Here is a 17,963-nt window from a genome sequence, read left to right as displayed (position 1 = left end):
CTCACCGCGCACCTCACTGTGCACTTCGCCACGCACAGGCCTCCGCGCCGGTCAGACCGCCGCGTCAGACCGCCGCGTCAGGCCGCCGCGTCGAAGCCGGTGTCCGTGGCGAGCTTCTTCAGCTCCAGCAGCGCGTGCTTCTCGATCTGCCGGATGCGCTCACGCGTCAGACCGTGCTGCTTGCCGACCTCGGTCAGCGTGCGCTCACGCCCGTCGACCATGCCGTAGCGCGCCTTGATGATCGAGGCGGTACGGGAGTCGAGGCGGCCGATGAGCCCGTCCAGCTCCTCACGGCGCAGCAGCGTCAGCACCGACTGCTCGGGCGAATCGGCGGAGGTGTCCTCCAGCAGGTCGCCGAACTGCGTCTCGCCCTCGTCGTCGACCGACATGTTCAGGCTGACCGGGTCGCGTGCCCAGTCCAGGACGTCGACGATGCGCTCGGGCGTGGAGCTCAGCTCTGCCGCGACCTCCTCGGGCTCCGGCTCACGCCCGTGCTCCCTGTTGAACTCGCGCTGGACGCGACGGATGCGGCCCAGCTCCTCCACGAGGTGCACGGGAAGCCGGATGGTCCGGGACTGGTCGGCGATGGAACGCGTGATGGCCTGACGGATCCACCACGTCGCGTACGTGGAGAACTTGAAGCCCTTGCGGTAGTCGAACTTCTCGACCGCGCGGACCAGGCCGGCATTGCCCTCCTGGATCAGGTCCAGCAGGGGCAGCCCGCTGCGCGGATAGCGCCTGGCGACGGCGACGACGAGGCGCAGGTTGGAGCGGATGAAGACGTCCTTGGCGCGCTCGCCCTCGGCGACGATCGCTTCCAGCTCCTCGCGGGTCGCGGTCGCGCTCGCCGAGTCGTCGCTCAGCGGCTCCTCCGCCTTGTCCAGTATTCGCCGGGCGTAGACCCCCGCCTCGATGGCGAGCGACAGCTCGACCTCCTTGGCCGCGTCGAGCAGCGGTGTGCGCGCGATCTCGTCGAGATACATGCCGACCAGGTCGCGGTCCGCGACTTCGCTGCCAGCGGCGCGAACACTGCTTGCCGTGTCAGTGGCACCGGTCGTGGTGGCCTGACGACGGGCGACGGCACGGGTTGCCATGCGTGCTCCCTTGCGAGTGGACTCAATCAAACTGGTCGGTGGCTTGCCGGGCACTCATCGGGTGCCCCCATCCGTAGGAATCAACGAGCGGAAACCGGACTTAATTCCCAACCGCCGCGTCATTTTCCTGATCATGCAGTACCCTGTCCGGCCGCCCCGGGGAGGGACAGCGGATACGGCGCTGGAGGCCTGGCCGGAGCGGGTGCCGGGGGGAAGTTCCGAAGGCCCGCGCGGTCCTCGCGGACTCCGCACGGCGAGCCGTCCACCGTCTTCGGCACCGTTCGCCACAGCCGCTGAGCAGCGGCATGACTGACTGCTCTCCCCCTAGAGACGACTCGGAGGGGCCATTGGTTGCACGCCTGCCCCGGCTCGTACGGAAAAACCGGCCCCGCGCACGGCTCGATGCCGGGAGGGATCTTCTCCCCGCGGGCCAACCGGAACCGGTGGGGCCGCATCCGGCCATTCTCCCGCCGGTCCCGTCGCCGGCGGCCGCCCGGTAGATGCCGTACGCCCCTCTTCCGCTTCAGATCTCCGGCGTCTCCCGCGTCTCCTGTGCCACTCGAGAACACTCCTTGTGCCCCGAGTCACAGCGATCCGCCAGTGATTCGCGGCAGGCAGTGGGTAGTTGGGCCTTCAACGGTAGTTGCGTCTTCAACGAACACGCGAACACGGACTCACTCTCCTCGCGAGAGCGTGCGTAAAGACGCGTGTCCGTGGCACCGCAGCACCGCGGAGACAGCGAACACCGAGAGCGCGCGCGAACGCGCGAACTCAGCGAAACAGCAAGTCACTTGGACAGGAGTTCCATGAGCACCCCGACACCGGCCGGCGCCGGCTCCGAGCAGGTCAAGGTCGCCGTCGTCTACTACTCCTCGACCGGCACCGTCGCCGCCCTCGCCAAGGAGATCAGCGAGGCCGCGGAGAAGGCCGGCGCCGAGATCCGGCTGCGCCGCGCACCCGAGCTGGCGCCGCAGTCCGGGATCGACTCCAACCCCGCGTGGGCCGAGAACCAGCGGGCCACGGCGGGCATACCCGAGGCCACGCCCGACGACGTCGACTGGGCCGACGCCGTGCTCTTCGGCACGCCGACCCGCTTCGGCAACGTCTCGTCGCAGCTCAAGCAGGTGCTCGACCAGCTCGGCGGCCTGTGGGGCGAGGGGAGGCTGGCCGACAAGGTCTACAGCGGCTTCGCCTCCTCCGCGACCCTGCACGGCGGCCAGGAGTCGACCCTGCTCGCGCTCTACAACACGATCCACCACTTCGGCGGCCTCATCGTCGCCCCCGGCTACACGGACCCGGCGAAGTTCGCCGACGGCAACCCCTACGGCACCTCGCACGTCGACGCCCAGGGCGACAAGCCGGTGGACGAGACCGCCCGTACCGCCGCGCGCATCCAGGCCGAGCGCGTGGTCCGGATCGCACGGGCGGTGAAGGCGGGGCTCTCCGTCTGACGGTCCTCGTGGTACGCGGCCCCGGGCACCGCGCCCGGGGCCGCGTGCCACCCGGCCGGCGCCCGTACCGACGTCGCCGCGGCCCCGCGCCCCCGCCCCGCACGCACCCCGCCGACGCCCGTCCGACGCCCCTTCCGGCACTTGCTCCGACGCCTGCTCCGGCGCCGCCCGCCCGCCAGTGGACTGGACCGATGAACTTCCGCGCGGCGTCTGGTCCTGCCCACACCCCGCTGCAACGATGTGCGCTCCCGTATGCCCGTAAGCCCGTATGACCGGGTCCATGCGGCCCCGTGTGAGGAGCACTCGTATGCATCAGACGCCGCCCCCGCAGTCCACCACTCGCAGACGGATCCTCGCCGGGGCCGGAGCCGCCGGCGTCGCCGCGGCCTTCGCCCTCCCGGCAGGCACGGCGCACGCGGCCACGGCCGCCCCCGACGAGGACGCACATGGCTCCCGCGCCCGGGGAGACACCGAGCGCGCGGCCCGTGCACTGCTCCGCCGGATGTCGCTGAAGGAGAAGACCGGCCAGCTCTTCGTCGTCGAGGTCTACGGGACGGCGGCGAACTCCTCACACGCCAAGAACAAGGAGCTGTACGGGGTTTCGACGCCGGCGGAGGTGATCGCCAAGTACCGCCCGGGCGGCGTCATCTACTTCGACGCCCGCCGCGGCCCCGACAATCTCCACACCCCGCGCCAGGTCGCCGGGCTCTCCAACGGGCTTCAGCGCGCGGCCCTGCGTACCGGTGCCCGCATCCCCTTGCTGGTCTCCATCGACCAGGAGGGCGGCAGCGTCGTCTACCGCATGCTCGAGCCCGCGACACAGCTGCCGGGCAACATGGCGCTGGCGGCGGGCCGTTCGCGCGCGGACGTGCGCCGCTCGTCCGAGATCATCGGCTCCGAGCTGGCCGCGATGGGCATCAACCAGAACTACGCGCCGGTCGCCGACGTCAACATCAACCCGGACAACCCGATCATCGGCGTCCGCTCCTTCGGCTCCGACCCGGACCTGTGCGCGCAGCTGGTCGCCGAGTCCGTACGCGGCTACCACCGGGGCGAAGTGGCCAGCGCAGCAAAGCACTTCCCCGGTCACGGCGACACCGACGTCGACAGCCACACCGGGCTGCCCGTCATCAAGCACACGCGCGAGCAGCTGGAGAAGACCGACCTGCCGCCCTTCCGTGCCGCCATCGCCCGGGGCGTCGACACGATCATGACGGCGCACATCGTCGTACCGTCCCTCGACTCCAGCGGCGTCCCGGCCACCATGTCGAAGCCCATCGTGACCGGGCTGCTGCGCGAAGAGCTGGGCTTCGGCGGGCTGATCGTCACCGACGCGCTCGACATGGGCGGGGCCACCGAGGACTTCCCGCCGGACGTCGCCCCCGTACGGGCCCTGAAGGCGGGCTGCGACCAGCTGGTGCTCGCGCCGAAGGCCGACACCGCGCACGCCGCCGTGCTGAAGGCCGTCGAAAGCGGCGAGGTCTCCGAGGAGCAGCTCGACGCGTCGGTGCTGCGCATCCTCGAACACAAGCTGCGCAACGGGCTCTTCCCCCGCCCGTACGTCGACGAGGACCGGGCGGCGCGCGTCGTCGGCAGCCGCCGCCACACCGCGGACGCCGCGCGCATCACCGACCGCACCGTCACCCTCGTACGCAACGAGAAGGGCACGCTGCCGCTGTCCGGAGCGGCCCGCACCGTACTGGTCACCGGCTGGGACGCCGACCAGGTCGGCACCGTCGCCGCCACGGTCGCGAAGCGGTCGCGCCAGAAGGCCACTGCGCTGGCGACCGGGGCGGCGCCCGGCAAGGAGAAGACGGAGGAGGCCGTCACGGCGGCCGGCGAGCACGACGTGACCGTCGTGCTGACCAACGCCGCCGCGTCCGCCACGGACCAGGGCGCGGCGCAGGCCGGCCTGGTCAAGGCGCTGGTGAAGACCGGCAAGCCGGTCGTGGCGGTCGCGGTGCGCAACGCGTACGACATCCGCCGCTTCCCGGACGTGCCCGCCTTCCTGGCGACCTTCTCGTACGGCAAGCCGTCGCTGGCGTCCGTCGTACGGGCCTTGTACGGCGACATCGCCCCGGGCGGCAGGCTCCCGGTCTCCATTCCGGCGCTCGACGAGGCGGACGGGACGCTCTACGAATTCGGGCACGGGCTGGGCTACTGACCAACGGCCCGGTCCGGGCTGGGCCGGTCCGGCTCCGATCCGGCCCCGGGCTGGGCGTCCGGCCCTGGCCGCCGGGCGGTCCGGGAGCGGCGCGGCGGCGCCCCGTCCTCGGCGGAGGGCGGGGCGCCGGTGTGTGCGGTTGGGACCTTCGGCCGCTCTTCGGGACCGAAGGTCCCTCGGCGCCGCGCGGCACCGGCAGGAGCCTGGCCAGTGAGACGCGAACACGTCATACGGAGCGCACGCGGCGCACGTCAGGAGCAGGTGCGCGCAGCGTGCGGGCTGGCGCCGCGGGGCCGGTCCTCGGTCCCGTGCCGGTCGGCCCGTACAGGTCCGTGACCCGTGCGGAGATGCGCAGGTGCGGAGATGCGCAGGTGCGCATCGGCAGTCCATGCCCGACGGTTCGTCGTCGGAGAACGTCCGCCAACGACAGGAATCCCAGGGAGCCGGTCCTCATGCCTTCTGCCTCCACCCGCCGCGGCGAGGTGGTGGAGAATCTCGTCCGCGACGCCTGTATGGCGCCGTCCATGCACAACGCCCAGCCATGGCACTTCAGCTACAGCCGCGCCGATGAGTCGATCGTGCTGCATGCCGTCCCGGAACGAGCCGAGCCGCACGCCGATCCCGAACTGCGCGGGATGCATCTCGGCTGCGGCGCGGCCCTGTTCAACCTGCGGGTGGCCGCGCAGAGCGCCGGGTTCCGCCCCGTCGTGACGCTGCTGCCGGACCCCGAGGACCGGCAGACGCTGGCGTCGGTGTCGCTGGGCGAGTCCGCGGAGACGGTCGACTCGGACCTGGCGCTGCTCCACAGGGCGATCCCGGAACGGCGCACGAGCCGCTATCCGTTCGCGGAACGTCCGATACCGGCGGCGCTGGCGAACCGGCTGATCGAGCAGGCCCGCGCGGAGGGCGCACGGCTGGCGTTCCTCTCCGGCTGGCATCTGTCCCTCGTGCTCGACGTCATCGAGGAGGCCGAACTGAGCGCGGGGCACGCGGGCGACCCGGACGAGCGCCTGTGGGTCCGTACGGGCGTGAAGATCTCGGACGCCATCGCGGACGGGGTCCCCGAGTACGGCTTCGGGTCCCGCGAGGGCGACGGCAGGGCCACGGTGAGCGACCTGGCCCACGGTCGCCACGGCGCCGATGCGGGGCCGCAGCCCGGCGGCGCATCCGGACGCGAAGCCGAAGGGGAGACGGTCGCGGACGCGACGGCGAGCGCGGGTGCGGGAGCGCGAGCGGACATGAGCCCGGACGCGGGCACCCGCCCGGGCGCGACCGCCGGACCGGAGGCGAACGCCGGACCGGGCGTGGGTGCCGGACCGCGCACGGGAAGCGGTGCCGAGGCCGGCATGCGCGCAGGGACCGTGCCCGGCACGGCACCGGGCACGGCGACCGGCACCGGCACCGGCACCGGCGAACTCGGGCACATGCCCCACCTGGGCCTGCTCTGCACCGAGCACGACCACCCTTACGACTGGCTGATCGCGGGCCAGGCCATGGAGCGGATGCTGCTGACGGCCACCAAGGAGGGCCTGGCGACCTCCTTCGTCACACAGGCCCTGGAACGTTCCGAGCTGCGCTGGCTACTGCGCGACCCGGTGTGGGGCGCGGGACCGGTGCAGATGGTGGTCCGCCTGGGATACGGACCGCTGAGCCCGGCGACGCAGCGCCTTCCGATGCGGGACGTGCTCGACTTCGTTCCCTGAAGGGCCTGAAGAGCTTGAAGAGAAGGGCTTGGGGCGTGAGACCCCGGAGCTCTCGCGAGGCCCGGGCGGCGGGCAGGGCCCGGACCGCAAGGCGCGCTCAGTCGGACCGCAGGGGCGCTCAGTCGCGGCGGCTCCACCTCGGGCCGACCGTGGCCCACTCGCGCTCCCACTCCGTGTCCCGTACGGCGTCCAGCCGCCGCCGCAGCAGCCAGCGGCCGCTCCCCACCAGGAAGCACGTGGCCACGGCCACCGCGCCGCCTGCGGCACCGCTCTCCACGCTCACCTCGCTCGAGTCGGGCGGCGGCTGGTGCGGCATGCCCTGGCGGTCCAGCCACAGCGGCACATGCGCGCCCTCGCGGGTCCCGGCCTCGACCGGTGCGCGTCCCGTATGCCAGCGGCCGTCCGCCGTCCTCCAGCCGACCTCGGTGAGGACCGTGGGGTCGTCGGAGACAGTGGAGATGCCGTCCGTCGTGGGCGCGTCCTCGCGCAGCACCGCGGACGTCCGGTGGAGACCCGGCTGGTCACGGAGGTGTCCCGTGACCGCGTCCGAGGTCATCGCCCCGGTGAGCGGCGCGGTCACCGCCATGATCAGCCCGGCTGCCAGCCCCGCCCATGCCTCGGCACGGTCGGAGCGGCGCCGGAGCGGATTCCTCCGCCAGCGCCACAGCCATCTCCTCGTACTCATGTGCCGACTCCCCTCACGGCGGCAAACCGGCCACGGGAGCGAGGTGATCTGCCGGGCGCGGGCTAAGGGGGCCGAAAGGTCCAGCGATGCCGGTACGGGTGGCCCCCTCCACCGGCCCGCCGGGCCCGTTCGGCCCTATCCGGGCGTTGAGCGGCGGAGCGACGATGCGGGCAGCGGCGCTACCAGGGGGATCACGAGGGGAAGCAGTGCGACATGAGCGATCTGCCGGAGTTCTCCGAGCAGAACCCCATCAGGGTCCTGCTCCTCGACGACCACGAGGTGGTACGGCGGGGCGTGCACGATCTGCTGGAGGCCGAGACCGACATCGACGTCATCGGCGAGGCCGCCACCGCGGAGCAGGCGCTCGCCCGCGGCCCGGCGCTCCGTCCGCACGTGGCCGTGCTGGACGTGCGGCTGCCCGACGGCGACGGCGTGACCGTCTGCCGCGAGCTGCGCTCACGCATGCCGGAGCTGGCGTGCCTGATGCTGACGTCCTTCGACGACGACGACGCGCTGCTGGACGCCATCATGGCCGGCGCCTCCGGCTACGTGCTCAAGCAGATCAAGGGCTCCGACCTGGTCTCGGCCGTACGCACGGTCGCGGCGGGCCAGTCCATGCTCGACCCGGCGACCACGGCCCGGCTGATGGGGAGCCTTCGCGGTCCGGACGGGCACGAGGAGGAGCGGCAGGACGACGCGTTCGCGGGCCTGTCCCCGCGGGAGCGGGACATCCTCGACCTGATCGGCGAGGGGATGACGAACCAGGAGATCGGCAAGCGGCTCTTCCTGTCGGAGAAGACGGTGAAGAACCACATCTCCCGGCTCCTGGCGAAGCTGGGCGTGGAGCGACGCGTGCAGGCGGCCGTGATGGCCACGCAGGCGCAGGCGCACTCACAGGAGAGGGAGCGGCACAGGCGTCACTGAACGTCGGCGCCGGGGATCCGGCCGGAGCCCGCGCCGAGGTCCTCGGCGATGTCCTGAACCGTGTCCGTGCGCGTACCCGTGCCGGTGTCCGTGCCCGTGCCCGTGCCGATGTCCGTGTCCGTGCTCTCGACGTTCAGCGGAACGTGCCAGTTCAGGCTCGTACCGCCGCCCGGTGGCGAGTCCAGCCGCAGGGTGCCGTCCAGCCGCTCCGCCCGCTCCGACAGGTTGTGCAGTCCGCTGTGGCGGGCGCCCTCGGGAATGCCGGAGCCGTCGTCCACGACGCTCAGGGTGAACGTGCCTCCCGACGTCTCCGCCGTCACCTGCACGTTGTGCGCACCGGCATGGCGCGCGACGTTGGAGAGGGCCTCCCGCAGCGCCGCCACCGCGTCGTCGGCGACCTCCGCGGGCACCTCGGTGTCGAGCAGGCCCTCCATGCGCAGCAAGGGCGTGAAGCCCAGGGCGGACGCCACGTCCTGCACGGCTCCCGCGATCCGGGCGCGCAGTCCCTCGCCGCCTCCGGAGTCGTTGTCGTGGGCGCGCAGGCCGAAGATGGTCGACCGGATGATCTTGATGGTGGCATCGAGATCGTCGACGGCCCGCAGCAGCCGCTCGCGCGCCTTGGGGTGGTCGACGAAGCGCTCGGCGCTCTGGAGGGTCATGCCCGTCGCGAAGAGCCGCTGGATCGCCAGGTCGTGCAGGTCGCGGGCGATGCGGTCGCGGTCTTCGAGGAGCGTGATCTGCTCGGCGTCGCGGCGTCGCTCGGCGAGCTCCATGGCGACGGCGGCCTGTCCCGCGAAGGCGCTCAGCGGCGCGATCTGCGGTTCGCCGAAGGGGCGGCAGGGCTTGGCGCGCGCGAGCAGCAGTACGCCCCTGGCCGCGTCGTCGGCGATCATCGGCACGGCCACGGCCGGCCCCAGCCCGTCCCAGCGGGGCGAGGGATCCGTGACGCGCGGGTCGTTCTCGATGTCGGCGCTCGTCGTGACCTGGCCGGCCTCCATGGCGGCACCCGCGAAGGAGCCGTCGCGCGGCAGCCGCAGCGCCCTGTGGTGCTCGGCGTCGGTGCCCGCGGCGACCGCGACCCTGAGGGTCTCGCCGCCGTTCTCCGGAACGGCGAGCACGCCGAGATCCGCGGAGAGGATGGCGCGGGCCAGCTCGACGATCAGGGCGAGCACGCTGCGCTCCTCGACGCCGGACAGCAGCACCCGCGTGACCTCGGCGTTCGCCTCTATCCAGCGCTGGCGGTAGCGGGCCTCCTCGTAGAGGCGGGCGTTCTCGACGGCGACACCGGCCGCGGTGGCGAGGGACTGCGGGACCGTCCCGCGTGCCCGGAGCTCCGCCAGCAGGTCGTCGAGGTGCGTACGGGGCAGCCGGCCCTGGCCGTCGCCGTCCGCGTGGTGCTGCACTGTGCCGCTCATCGACCCTCCGCATGAATTGGGAGGATTTGCCCGTTTCCCTAGTCCAAAAGTAACCGCTGGGTGGGCCGGACGGCACGGGCAGCGGGGTCTTCCGGGACCAGCGGACTGACCGTACGGACCGTCCGTACAGGCCGTCCGTACGGAGCGTCCGTGCGGACCGTACGTACGGGTCTCTGCGGACGGGAGCCGGATCGGGCCCGGGCGGGAGCCGGATCGGGCCCGGCCCGAGGCCGCTCGGAGACGGCTGGCCGGGGAAGGCCGCTCAGGACTCTCAGGGGCGTTCGCCGACGCCCGTGCGCAGCTCACGCAGCCTGCCGCCGCCCGGCAGGCTCCGTGCCAGTGTCGGGGTGTCCATTCCGGCCACGTTCCGCAGGCCGGTCAGGAAGGCGGCCACCGCCTCGTCCGCCGTCCAACGCGGCGACCAGCCCAGCTCGCCACGGGCCCGTTCCGCGTCCATCAGCGGCAGCCGCAGCACCGCGTCGAAGAGATGCGGCGAGGCGGGCAGCAGATGCGAGTGCCAGCTCGCGGCGAGCGCGGTGCGCAGGGGCCGCAGCGGCACCCGTACGACCCGGGCGTCCAGCAGCCCCGCCAGCACCTCGGCGTCGACGACCGGATCGGCCGCGAGGTTGAAGGCGCCGCGCGCGGTGCCGGCGACCGCGAGCCGGTAGGCCTCGGCGGCGTCGTCGGTGTGCAGCGTCTGCATCCGCAGCCCGGGCAGGTCCGGCACGACCGGCACCAGGCCCGGACGTACGAGCCGCTGCGGCAGGAACGGCCCCGCGAACAGCCGCCGCTGCTCGCTCGCCGCCTCCCGCTTGAAGAGGAAGCCGGGACGCATCCGTACGACGCGGACGCCGGGGTGCTCGCGTTCGAAGCTGTCCAGGGCGCGCTCCAGATAGGACTTCTCACGGCAGTAGGCCGCCTCGGGCCAGCCGTGCGTCGGCCAACTCTCGTCCACCCGGCGGTCCTTGGGTCCCGGCGAGTACGCGCCCACCGACGAGGCGTGCACCAGCGCGGGCACCCCGGCGTCGGCGACGGCGCGGAACACGCGCAGGGCGCCGAGGACGTTGGTGCGCCAGGTCGTCGACGGGCGGTGCGTCGGCTGGAAGATCCACGCCAGGTGCACGACGGCGTCGGCACCGCGGAAGAGCCGGGTCAGTCCGTCCGTACGGCCGTCGTACCGGGTGTCCTCGCGGCCGATGTCCGCGGAGACCCACGTCGTCTTCGGCGGCGACCAGCCGGGGACGCGGCGCGCGACGCCCACCACGGAGCCGACCCGCGGGTCGCCGGAGAGGGCGCGCACCACGCTCGTGCCGACGTTGCCGGTGGCGCCGACCACGACGACGCGCAGTCCGGGGCCGCCGGTGCGCGCGGCGGAAGCGCCGGATTCGGGTCCGCCGGATTCGGGTCCGCCGCGTTCGGGTCCGCCGCGTTCGGATTCGCCGCGTTCGGGTCCGCCGGTCTCGGGTCCGCCGGTCTCGGGTTCAGGGGTCATCACGGATTCCTCTCGTCGCCGGTCCTCACCGGACCTCCGGTTCTCCCGAGCCTGGTCCTTCCGGAGATCCGGTCGTACGGCCCCGTACGTCACCCTTCGGCGCGCCCCGAGGGCAGCACGTCGCGGATGTCCGGCGGGAGGACCTGCTCCAGCTTCTGCATCAGCTCGGGCGCGACCGCCGCGTCCAGCACCTCCAGTACCGCGCCCGCACGGCGAAGGGCCTCCTCCTCGGAGGTCTCGTCGCGCCAGGCCACGCGGGCGGCGAACACCGGCAGGTCGAAGCCTTCCCCGCTGGTCCTGGCCTCGGCGCGCTCGTGCGGCGAGGTCTCGTGCACGGCGACGACCCGGCGCAGCGACTCGGCCGCCTCGTGCGGGAGCTGCGCGGCGAGGTGGTCGGCCACCCCGCCGGGCACGCGCTCCCCGACGGTCTCCAGCGTGGCGCGCACGGCCTGCTCCGCCGCCTGCCTGCTGCCGAGGTCGGCGCGGGCCTGCACCTGTCCGGTGAACTCCTCGTAGCGCATCGCTCCTGCCATCCCCTCCGGGTCCGAGGTTCGCCGCGTACGGGCGTGTACGCACGGCCGATCCGTGCACGTCCGTCCGTGACGTTCGCCGGTCACGCGCGTCCGTAACGCTGGTCCGCCACGTTCGTCCGCGGGGCCGTACACGGCTCATACGCCGCCGACGGACGGGTGACCGCGGGCGCGCGGTCCGACACCCGCCGCCCGGTGCCCGCCGGTGTCCGTCGCCTCATGGCCCGTGCCGCTCGAAGCCCCTCTCCAGCACCTCGCGCGCGTGCTCGGCCTCGTCCAGCAGCCGCACGGCCTCCGCCAGGAGGATCCCGAAGGGCTCGGACGGGTCGCCGACCGGCAGCGGCGCTCCGCTCTCCCCCGCATCGGCCAGCCGGCCGCGTGCCCGCCCCAGCTCGGCCACCGCGTTCTTCAGCTCCTGGCACTGCTCGTCGAGCCTGTCCTCGTCGAGCCGTCCGAAGACCTCGGCGACGGCGGCGAAGCACGACAAGAAGTCCGCGTAACGCTCCAGGAAGGGCCGGAACTCCGGGCCGTCGCCGCTGTCGTGCCACTGGTCGAAGCTGCGGGTCATCGACGCCACCTGGTGTGTGATCCGCTCCAGGGCGTCGGTGACCTGCTGATAGCCCGTGAAGCTGGGGCGGCGACGGCGACGGCTGCGGCTCAGCAGCCGCCACGGGTGGTAGTTGGCGCTCTCCCACGCGGTCTGCACGGACGCCTGCGCCTGCGCGGCGGGCGGCCCCAGCTGCGTCGCGCGGTGGCACCAACGCTGGGTGCGCTCCCTGGGCAGCTCCCCCGCGTTCAGGGCGCCGCACATGTCGCAGGCCAGGTCGCGCAGGGAGTCGCCCAGCACGTGGATGCCGTACTCGGCGCTGCGGTAGCGCATCGGCGGCAGCACCAGAACGTTCACCAGCGTCCCGACGCCGCAGCCGATCAGGACGAGCAGCACGATCTGGCCCAGCTCCCACAGGCCCTGGGTCTGGCTCGCCGCCCCGGCGTAGATGGCGAAGGCGAAGAAGGCCGCCGTCGCCACCTGCGAGCCCTGCTCTCCCAGCCGCTTCCACCGGCCGATGACGAGGGCGCCCAGCGCGACGAGTACGAAGCTCAGCAGGTTCGGCCCGGCCAGGGCTCCGAAGGCGCCCTGGAGCGAGACGCCGACCGACACCGCGCCCATGTAGCGCAGCGCCTGGAGCACCGACTGGTACGCCGTGATCTGCACCGTCAGCACGGCCGAGAAGGAGGCGAACGCCGGGCTCTGCGCATCCATCAGATCGTGTCCGATGTACCAGGCGATGCTCGCGACGAGCGTGCTCTTGCCGACGACCGTCAGCGTCTGCCGCTCGCTGCTGTTCGGATTCCTCGCCCTGTGCAGCCACTTGAGCAGCCGGGCCGTACGGGCCGGTGCCGCCGCCGAGGCCCGCACGGACGTCGCCGGGATCTGTGTCACGGGTCTCCCCTCCGAGTTCCGCAGACGCCGGGCCCCCGCGTACCCGGGGCGGCCTCGCCGGATCCCCGTGTGACGGACCTCCCACGAGATCTGCGCGAACGGCCCACTTACGAGTGAAATGCGCGCTTCGCATGCGGCGAGCGGTACGAACGTGCTGCGTTCCGGCCCGCGTTGGAGCCCGGCGGCCCGTGGCCGTGGAGACCCGAGCGGCGCGGACCGGAGCCGACGGAGACCGGAGCCACGGCGCCCGGCTCGCCCGTACCGCCGCAGGACCGCCCGACGACCGACCAACCGCCGTACAGCCCGCACCGCGCGTACCACCGCCGTACCGCCCGCCACCGAAAGGCCCGCCTCATGCCCGTAGTGACCGAACCGCCCCCGAGGGAAGCGCCGCCCCGCCGCCGTCAGCGGCGGCCTGGCGCGATGATGGTCGACTGGCTCTCGACGACGGACCACAAGAAGATCGGCTCGCTCTACATGGCGAGCGGTTTCGTCTTCTTCCTGATCGGCGGCGTGCTGGCGCTGGTGATGAGGGCCGAACTGGCCCGCCCCGGAATGCAGTTGATCTCCGCCGAGCAGTACAACCAGGCGTTCACCATGCACGGCACGATCATGATGCTGTTCTTCGCGACCCCGCTCTTCGCCGGGTTCGCCAACGCGATCATGCCGCTCCAGATCGGCTCTCCCGACGTGGCGTTCCCCCGCCTGAACATGCTGTCGTACTGGTTCTACCTCTTCGGCGGGCTCATCTCCCTGATCGGCTTCCTGACGCCCGGCGGCGCGGCCGACTTCGGCTGGTTCGCCTATACGCCGCTCTCCAACTCGGAGCACTCGCCGAACCTCGGCGGCGACCTGTGGGTGATGGGCCTGGCCCTGTCGGGCTTCGGGACGATCCTCGGCGCGGTCAACTTCATCACCACGATCATCTGCATGCGCGCGCCCGGCATGACGATGTTCCGGATGCCGATCTTCACCTGGAACATCCTGCTGACGAGCGTGCTGGTGCTGCTCGCCTTCCCGGTGCTCGCAGCCGCGCTGTTCGCGCTGGAGGCCGACCGCAAGTTCGGTGCGCACATCTATGACACGGCCAACGGCGGGGCTCTGCTGTGGCAGCACCTGTTCTGGTTCTTCGGCCATCCCGAGGTGTACATCATCGCGCTGCCGTTCTTCGGGATCGTGACGGAGATCTTCCCCGTCTTCAGCCGCAAGCCGATCTTCGGCTACGTCGGTCTCGTCGGCGCGACCATCGCCATCACCGGGCTGTCCGTGACGGTTTGGGCGCACCACATGTTCGCCACGGGCGGTGTGCTGCTGCCGTTCTTCTCCTTCATGTCGTTCCTCATCGCCGTGCCGACGGGCGTGAAGTTCTTCAACTGGATCGGCACCCTGTGGCGGGGGTCGCTGTCGTTCGAGACGCCGATGCTGTGGAGCGTGGGCTTCCTCGTGACGTTCCTCTTCGGCGGTCTGACGGGGGTGCTGCTGGCGTCGCCGCCGATGGACTTCCACGTCACCGACAGCTATTTCGTCGTGGCCCACTTCCACTACGTCGTCTTCGGCACGGTCGTCTTCGCGATGTTCGCCGGCTTCTACTTCTGGTGGCCCAAGTTCACCGGGCGGATGCTCGACGAGAGACTCGGAAAGATCCACTTCTGGACGCTCTTCATCGGCTTCCACACCACCTTCCTCGTGCAGCACTGGCTCGGGGCCGAGGGGATGCCGCGCAGGTACGCGGACTATCTCGCCGCCGACGGATTCACCGCCCTCAACATGGTGTCCACGATCGGGGCCTTCGTGCTCGGCCTGTCCACGCTGCCGTTCCTCTACAACGTGTGGCGGACCGCCGTCCACGGGCAGAAGACCGAGTCGTACGACCCCTGGGGCTTCGGCCGTTCCCTGGAGTGGGCCACGAGCTGCCCGCCGCCGCGGCACAACTTCGGCGCCCTGCCGCGCATCCGCTCCGAGTCGCCCGCCTTCGACCTCCATCACCCGGAGCACTCGGAGGGCGAATGACGCCGCGCGGCACGGAACCGGGCGGTCCGTTCGAGCCCGGTCAGGGGTCGGTCAGGGACTGGTCAGGGGCCGGATTCCGGCTGCGGAACCGAGTTGCGGGCCCCGTACCGCCGCCACATCGTGAACCCATGACGACCACCGCACGTCCGCAGCTGATCAACGCGCTGCCGCCCGAGAGGCGCGCCCTGCTGATGCGGCTGGCCACGCAGGTGCAGTTCCCCGGCGGCAGCCGGATCTTCGAGGAGGGCCGGCGCGCGGACAGGTTCTGGGTCGTCCGCAGCGGCTCGGTCACCCTCGACCTGCACGTGCCGGGGCGGCGCGCGGCGACCGTCGAGACCCTCGGCACGGACGATCTGCTCGGCTGGTCCTGGATGTTCCCGCCGTACGTCTGGCAACTGGGCGCCACGGCGACCTCGCCCGTGCGGGCGCTGGAGTTCGACGCGGGAGAGGTGCGCGACCTGTGCGAGGAGGACCCCGTGCTCGGGCGGATCCTCTACCAGCAGGTCGCCTGGATCATCGCCCGGCGCCTGCACGCCTCCCGTACGAGACTGCTCGACCTGTACGGACCGCAGGGCAGCGCACCGGGCGTCTGACAGGGCGTCTGACGGGGGCGTCCTACGCGCCGACGTCCCGCTGCCGCGGGTGTCGGGGACGGGAGATCAGCCGGGCACCGGCCCGCCGCCCGCGGTCGTCACCAGCGAGGAGCTGTCCGCCCGGTAGACCTGCTCTCCCTTGAGGGCGACCTTCAGCGCACCGGTGTCGGCGGCACCCGCGAAGACCTCGTACGCCTCCTCCATGGCGCCCAGTTCGAAGACATGCGTGACGAGCGAGGACGCCGGGAGCCTTCCGGCGGCCAGCATGCTCAGCAACATCGGCGTCGACGAGGTGTCGACCAGGCCCATCCGTATCGTCAGGTCCTTGATCCACAGGTCTTCCAGGTGCAGCGCCGCGGGCTTCCCGTGTACGCCGATGTTGGCCACGTGCCCGCCCGGGCGCACCATGCGCGTGCACATCTCGAACGTCTCCGGGACGCCCACCGCCTCGATCGTCACGTCAGCCCCGAGACCGCCCGTCAGGTCGTCGACGAGCTGCTCGGGCTTGTCGGAGGCGAGCACCCTCGCGTCCGCGCCGAACCGGCCGGCGGCATCCAGCCGCCCCGGTGTCAGATCGACGGCGACGACGCGGTCCGGCGAGTACAGCCGGGTCGTGGCGATCGCGGCGAGCCCCACCGGCCCCGCGCCCACCACGACCACGGTGTCGCCGGGCGCGACCTGCCCGTTGAGCACTCCCACCTCGTAGCCCGTGGGGTAGATGTCGGCGAACAGCACCGCGTCCTCGCTGGAGATGCCGCCGGGCAGCAGGTGCAGCGAGTGGTCGGCGAAGGGCACGCGCACGTACTCGGCCTGCGTACCGTCGATGAGGTGCCCGAGTATCCAGCCACCGCCGCCGCGGCACTGGCCGTAGGAGCCCTCACGGCAGTAGCGGCACCGGCCGCACGCGCTGATGCAGGAGACCAGCACGCGGTCGCCGGGGCGTACGGTCCGCACGTCGCGGCCGGCCTCGACGACCTCGCCGACGGCCTCGTGCCCCAGTACGGTGCCGGACTCCACCCTCGGGACCTCGCCGCCGAGGATGTTCAGATCGGTGCCGCAGATGCTGGTCGTCTCCACCCGTACGACGACGTCCTGCGGGTCCTGTACGTCCGGGTCGGGCACGCTCTCCCAGGCGGCCCTGCCGGGCTCGTGAAAGACCAGTGCCTTCATGGTCGTTCTCCTCCCGTCCCGTCGCTGCCGGGGTCCTGACCCCAGGCTGGGCCCCGGCCCGCCGCGACCGCATGGGCCGCCCGGCCCACGGCGGCCGGCCGAGCGGCCCGGCACGGCGAGGGCGCAGGGACCTTCGGCCCACTTCCCGGAGCCGCCCGGCCTCTCGGCCCCGCGGCCGCCGCGCAGCACTCTTCAACTGAGAGCGCACGCCCCGTGCGCACGGTGCGGGCGGTACGGGCGTTCCCGCGGTGGGGCGGCCCGGCACACGGAGGGAGGCGGCATGTTCCAGACCGTGACGGTGGGCCTGGACGGTACGCGCGAGAGCCTGGCCGCCGTCGACTGGGCGGGGCGCGAGGCTCTGCTGCGGGGCGTCACGCTGCGGCTCATCCAGGTCCGGGAGACGGGCGCCTATCCGTACTCGCCCATAGCCGACGACGAGGTCGAGCGTGAATGGGCACAGACCATCACCAGCGAGGCCCTCGACGACCTCAACGCCCGCATGCCGGAGCTCCCCGTCGACGTCGACATGGTCGCGGGCCGGCCCGCACACGTACTGGCCGACGGGTCCGCCGAGACGGACCTGCTGGTCCTCGGCTCACGGGGCCTGGGCAGCGTCCTGGGCTTCATCGTCGGCTCGACCGCGCTGCCGACCGTCGCGCACACCGTGTGCCCCGTGGTGCTCGTACGGGCCCGGCCCGAGGACGACGAGTCCCGGGAACACGGATCCGACGAGTCCCGGGAACACGGGGCCAAGGACCGCGAGCACGGGCACGAGCCCGGTGAACCGGGCGGGATCGGGGGCGAGTTCGAGATCGGCGAGGAACACCCCCACCGCTACCCGGCGTCCGAGACCCCCGGCGGCGACATCGTCCTCGGCCTCGACCTCGGCCGCCCCTGCGACGAACTGATCGCCTTCGCCTTCGACACCGCGGCCCGCCGCTCGGCGCAGCTGCGGGTGCTGCACGCCTGGGACCTGCCGCCGACCTACGGGATGCGGCCCCTGCCCGTGCCGCCCGCCATGACCAACGAGCTGCTGGCCGCGCAGAACCAGGCGCTCTCCGCCGCGCTGCGCCCCTGGCAGGACGCTCAGCCCGAGGTCAAGGTGCAGTCCGAGGCCGTCATCGGGCAGCCGTCGCGGCTGCTGGTGGAGGCCGCGTCGGAGGCGTCGATGCTGATCGTCGGGCGCCGCAACCGCCGCTCGCGGCTCGGCACCCACGTCGGCACCGTCACCCACGCCGTCATGCACCACGCGCACACGCCGGTCGCCGTCGTGCCGCACGACTGACAAGCC

At 72.3% G+C, this 17,963-nt stretch carries 14 protein-coding genes; 7 read left to right on the top strand and 7 right to left on the bottom strand.

Annotation, left to right across the window (positions count from 1 at the left end; genetic code table 11):
- Positions 1-77: 77 nt before the first annotated feature.
- Entirely contained in the window at positions 78-1,094 is a 1,017-nt protein-coding gene (locus HCC61_RS24205) for a sigma-70 family RNA polymerase sigma factor (protein ID WP_169138816.1), read from the bottom strand.
- Between the two features lie 806 nt (positions 1,095-1,900).
- Between HCC61_RS24205 and wrbA the strand changes: the two genes are divergently transcribed.
- The 3 genes from wrbA (at position 1,901) to HCC61_RS24190 (ending at position 6,412) form a co-directional block, all read left to right on the top strand.
- Positions 1,901-2,545 (top strand): NAD(P)H:quinone oxidoreductase, encoded by a 645-nt coding sequence (wrbA, locus tag HCC61_RS24200; RefSeq protein WP_169138814.1) that lies wholly within the window; start codon positions 1,901-1,903, stop codon positions 2,543-2,545.
- Between the two features lie 307 nt (positions 2,546-2,852).
- The gene (locus HCC61_RS24195) at positions 2,853-4,709 is read left to right on the top strand and encodes a glycoside hydrolase family 3 protein (protein WP_169138812.1); all 1,857 of its coding nucleotides are present in this window, start codon (positions 2,853-2,855) and stop codon (positions 4,707-4,709) included.
- A 452-nt stretch (positions 4,710-5,161) separates the two neighbouring features.
- Positions 5,162-6,412, top strand: a complete 1,251-nt coding sequence (locus HCC61_RS24190) for a hypothetical protein (protein ID WP_169138810.1) — start codon at positions 5,162-5,164, stop codon at positions 6,410-6,412.
- Between the two features lie 118 nt (positions 6,413-6,530).
- Here the strand turns inward: HCC61_RS24190 and HCC61_RS24185 are convergent, their stop codons facing one another.
- Complete coding sequence (locus HCC61_RS24185) at positions 6,531-7,097, bottom strand: hypothetical protein (protein WP_169138808.1); 567 nt, start codon at positions 7,095-7,097, stop codon at positions 6,531-6,533.
- Positions 7,098-7,310: 213 nt separating this feature from the next.
- Between HCC61_RS24185 and HCC61_RS24180 the strand changes: the two genes are divergently transcribed.
- Complete coding sequence (locus tag HCC61_RS24180) at positions 7,311-8,021, top strand: response regulator transcription factor (protein WP_169138806.1); 711 nt, start codon at positions 7,311-7,313, stop codon at positions 8,019-8,021.
- On the opposite strand, the gene HCC61_RS24175 is transcribed toward HCC61_RS24180, so the two are convergent.
- The 4 genes from HCC61_RS24175 to HCC61_RS24160 all read right to left on the bottom strand — a co-directional run bounded on the left by HCC61_RS24175 (position 8,015) and on the right by HCC61_RS24160 (position 12,899).
- Positions 8,015-9,436 (bottom strand): GAF domain-containing protein, encoded by a 1,422-nt coding sequence (locus tag HCC61_RS24175; protein WP_169138804.1) that lies wholly within the window; start codon positions 9,434-9,436, stop codon positions 8,015-8,017. The two genes, HCC61_RS24180 and HCC61_RS24175, sit on opposite strands and share 7 nt — an antisense overlap.
- A gap of 271 nt (positions 9,437-9,707) precedes the next feature.
- Positions 9,708-10,928 (bottom strand): NAD-dependent epimerase/dehydratase family protein, encoded by a 1,221-nt coding sequence (locus HCC61_RS24170; protein ID WP_169138802.1) that lies wholly within the window; start codon positions 10,926-10,928, stop codon positions 9,708-9,710.
- Positions 10,929-11,017: 89 nt separating this feature from the next.
- Positions 11,018-11,461 (bottom strand): DUF2267 domain-containing protein, encoded by a 444-nt coding sequence (locus HCC61_RS24165; RefSeq protein ID WP_346777365.1) that lies wholly within the window; start codon positions 11,459-11,461, stop codon positions 11,018-11,020.
- Positions 11,462-11,675: 214 nt separating this feature from the next.
- Positions 11,676-12,899 carry an aromatic acid exporter family protein gene (locus HCC61_RS24160; RefSeq protein ID WP_346777364.1) on the bottom strand — a complete coding sequence of 408 codons (1,224 nt, stop codon included), beginning with the start codon at positions 12,897-12,899 and terminating at the stop codon, positions 11,676-11,678.
- Positions 12,900-13,253: 354 nt separating this feature from the next.
- On the opposite strand from HCC61_RS24160, the gene ctaD reads away from it, so the two are divergent.
- Together ctaD and HCC61_RS24150 are read left to right on the top strand one after the other, a co-directional pair.
- Positions 13,254-14,909 carry a cytochrome c oxidase subunit I gene (gene ctaD, locus HCC61_RS24155; RefSeq protein WP_169138800.1) on the top strand — a complete coding sequence of 552 codons (1,656 nt, stop codon included), beginning with the start codon at positions 13,254-13,256 and terminating at the stop codon, positions 14,907-14,909.
- A 128-nt stretch (positions 14,910-15,037) separates the two neighbouring features.
- Entirely contained in the window at positions 15,038-15,502 is a 465-nt protein-coding gene (locus HCC61_RS24150) for a cyclic nucleotide-binding domain-containing protein (protein WP_169138798.1), read from the top strand.
- A 66-nt stretch (positions 15,503-15,568) separates the two neighbouring features.
- On the opposite strand, the gene HCC61_RS24145 is transcribed toward HCC61_RS24150, so the two are convergent.
- The gene (locus HCC61_RS24145; RefSeq protein ID WP_169138795.1) at positions 15,569-16,672 is read right to left on the bottom strand and encodes an alcohol dehydrogenase catalytic domain-containing protein; all 1,104 of its coding nucleotides are present in this window, start codon (positions 16,670-16,672) and stop codon (positions 15,569-15,571) included.
- A gap of 280 nt (positions 16,673-16,952) precedes the next feature.
- On the opposite strand from HCC61_RS24145, the gene HCC61_RS24140 reads away from it, so the two are divergent.
- Complete coding sequence (locus tag HCC61_RS24140) at positions 16,953-17,957, top strand: universal stress protein (protein WP_169138793.1); 1,005 nt, start codon at positions 16,953-16,955, stop codon at positions 17,955-17,957.
- Positions 17,958-17,963 lie beyond the last annotated feature (6 nt).

The sequence above is a fragment of the Streptomyces sp. HNM0575 genome, from assembly GCF_012726265.1.
GTDB lineage: Bacteria > Actinomycetota > Actinomycetes > Streptomycetales > Streptomycetaceae > Streptomyces.
This window is presented reverse-complemented; position numbering and strand designations above follow the sequence as displayed.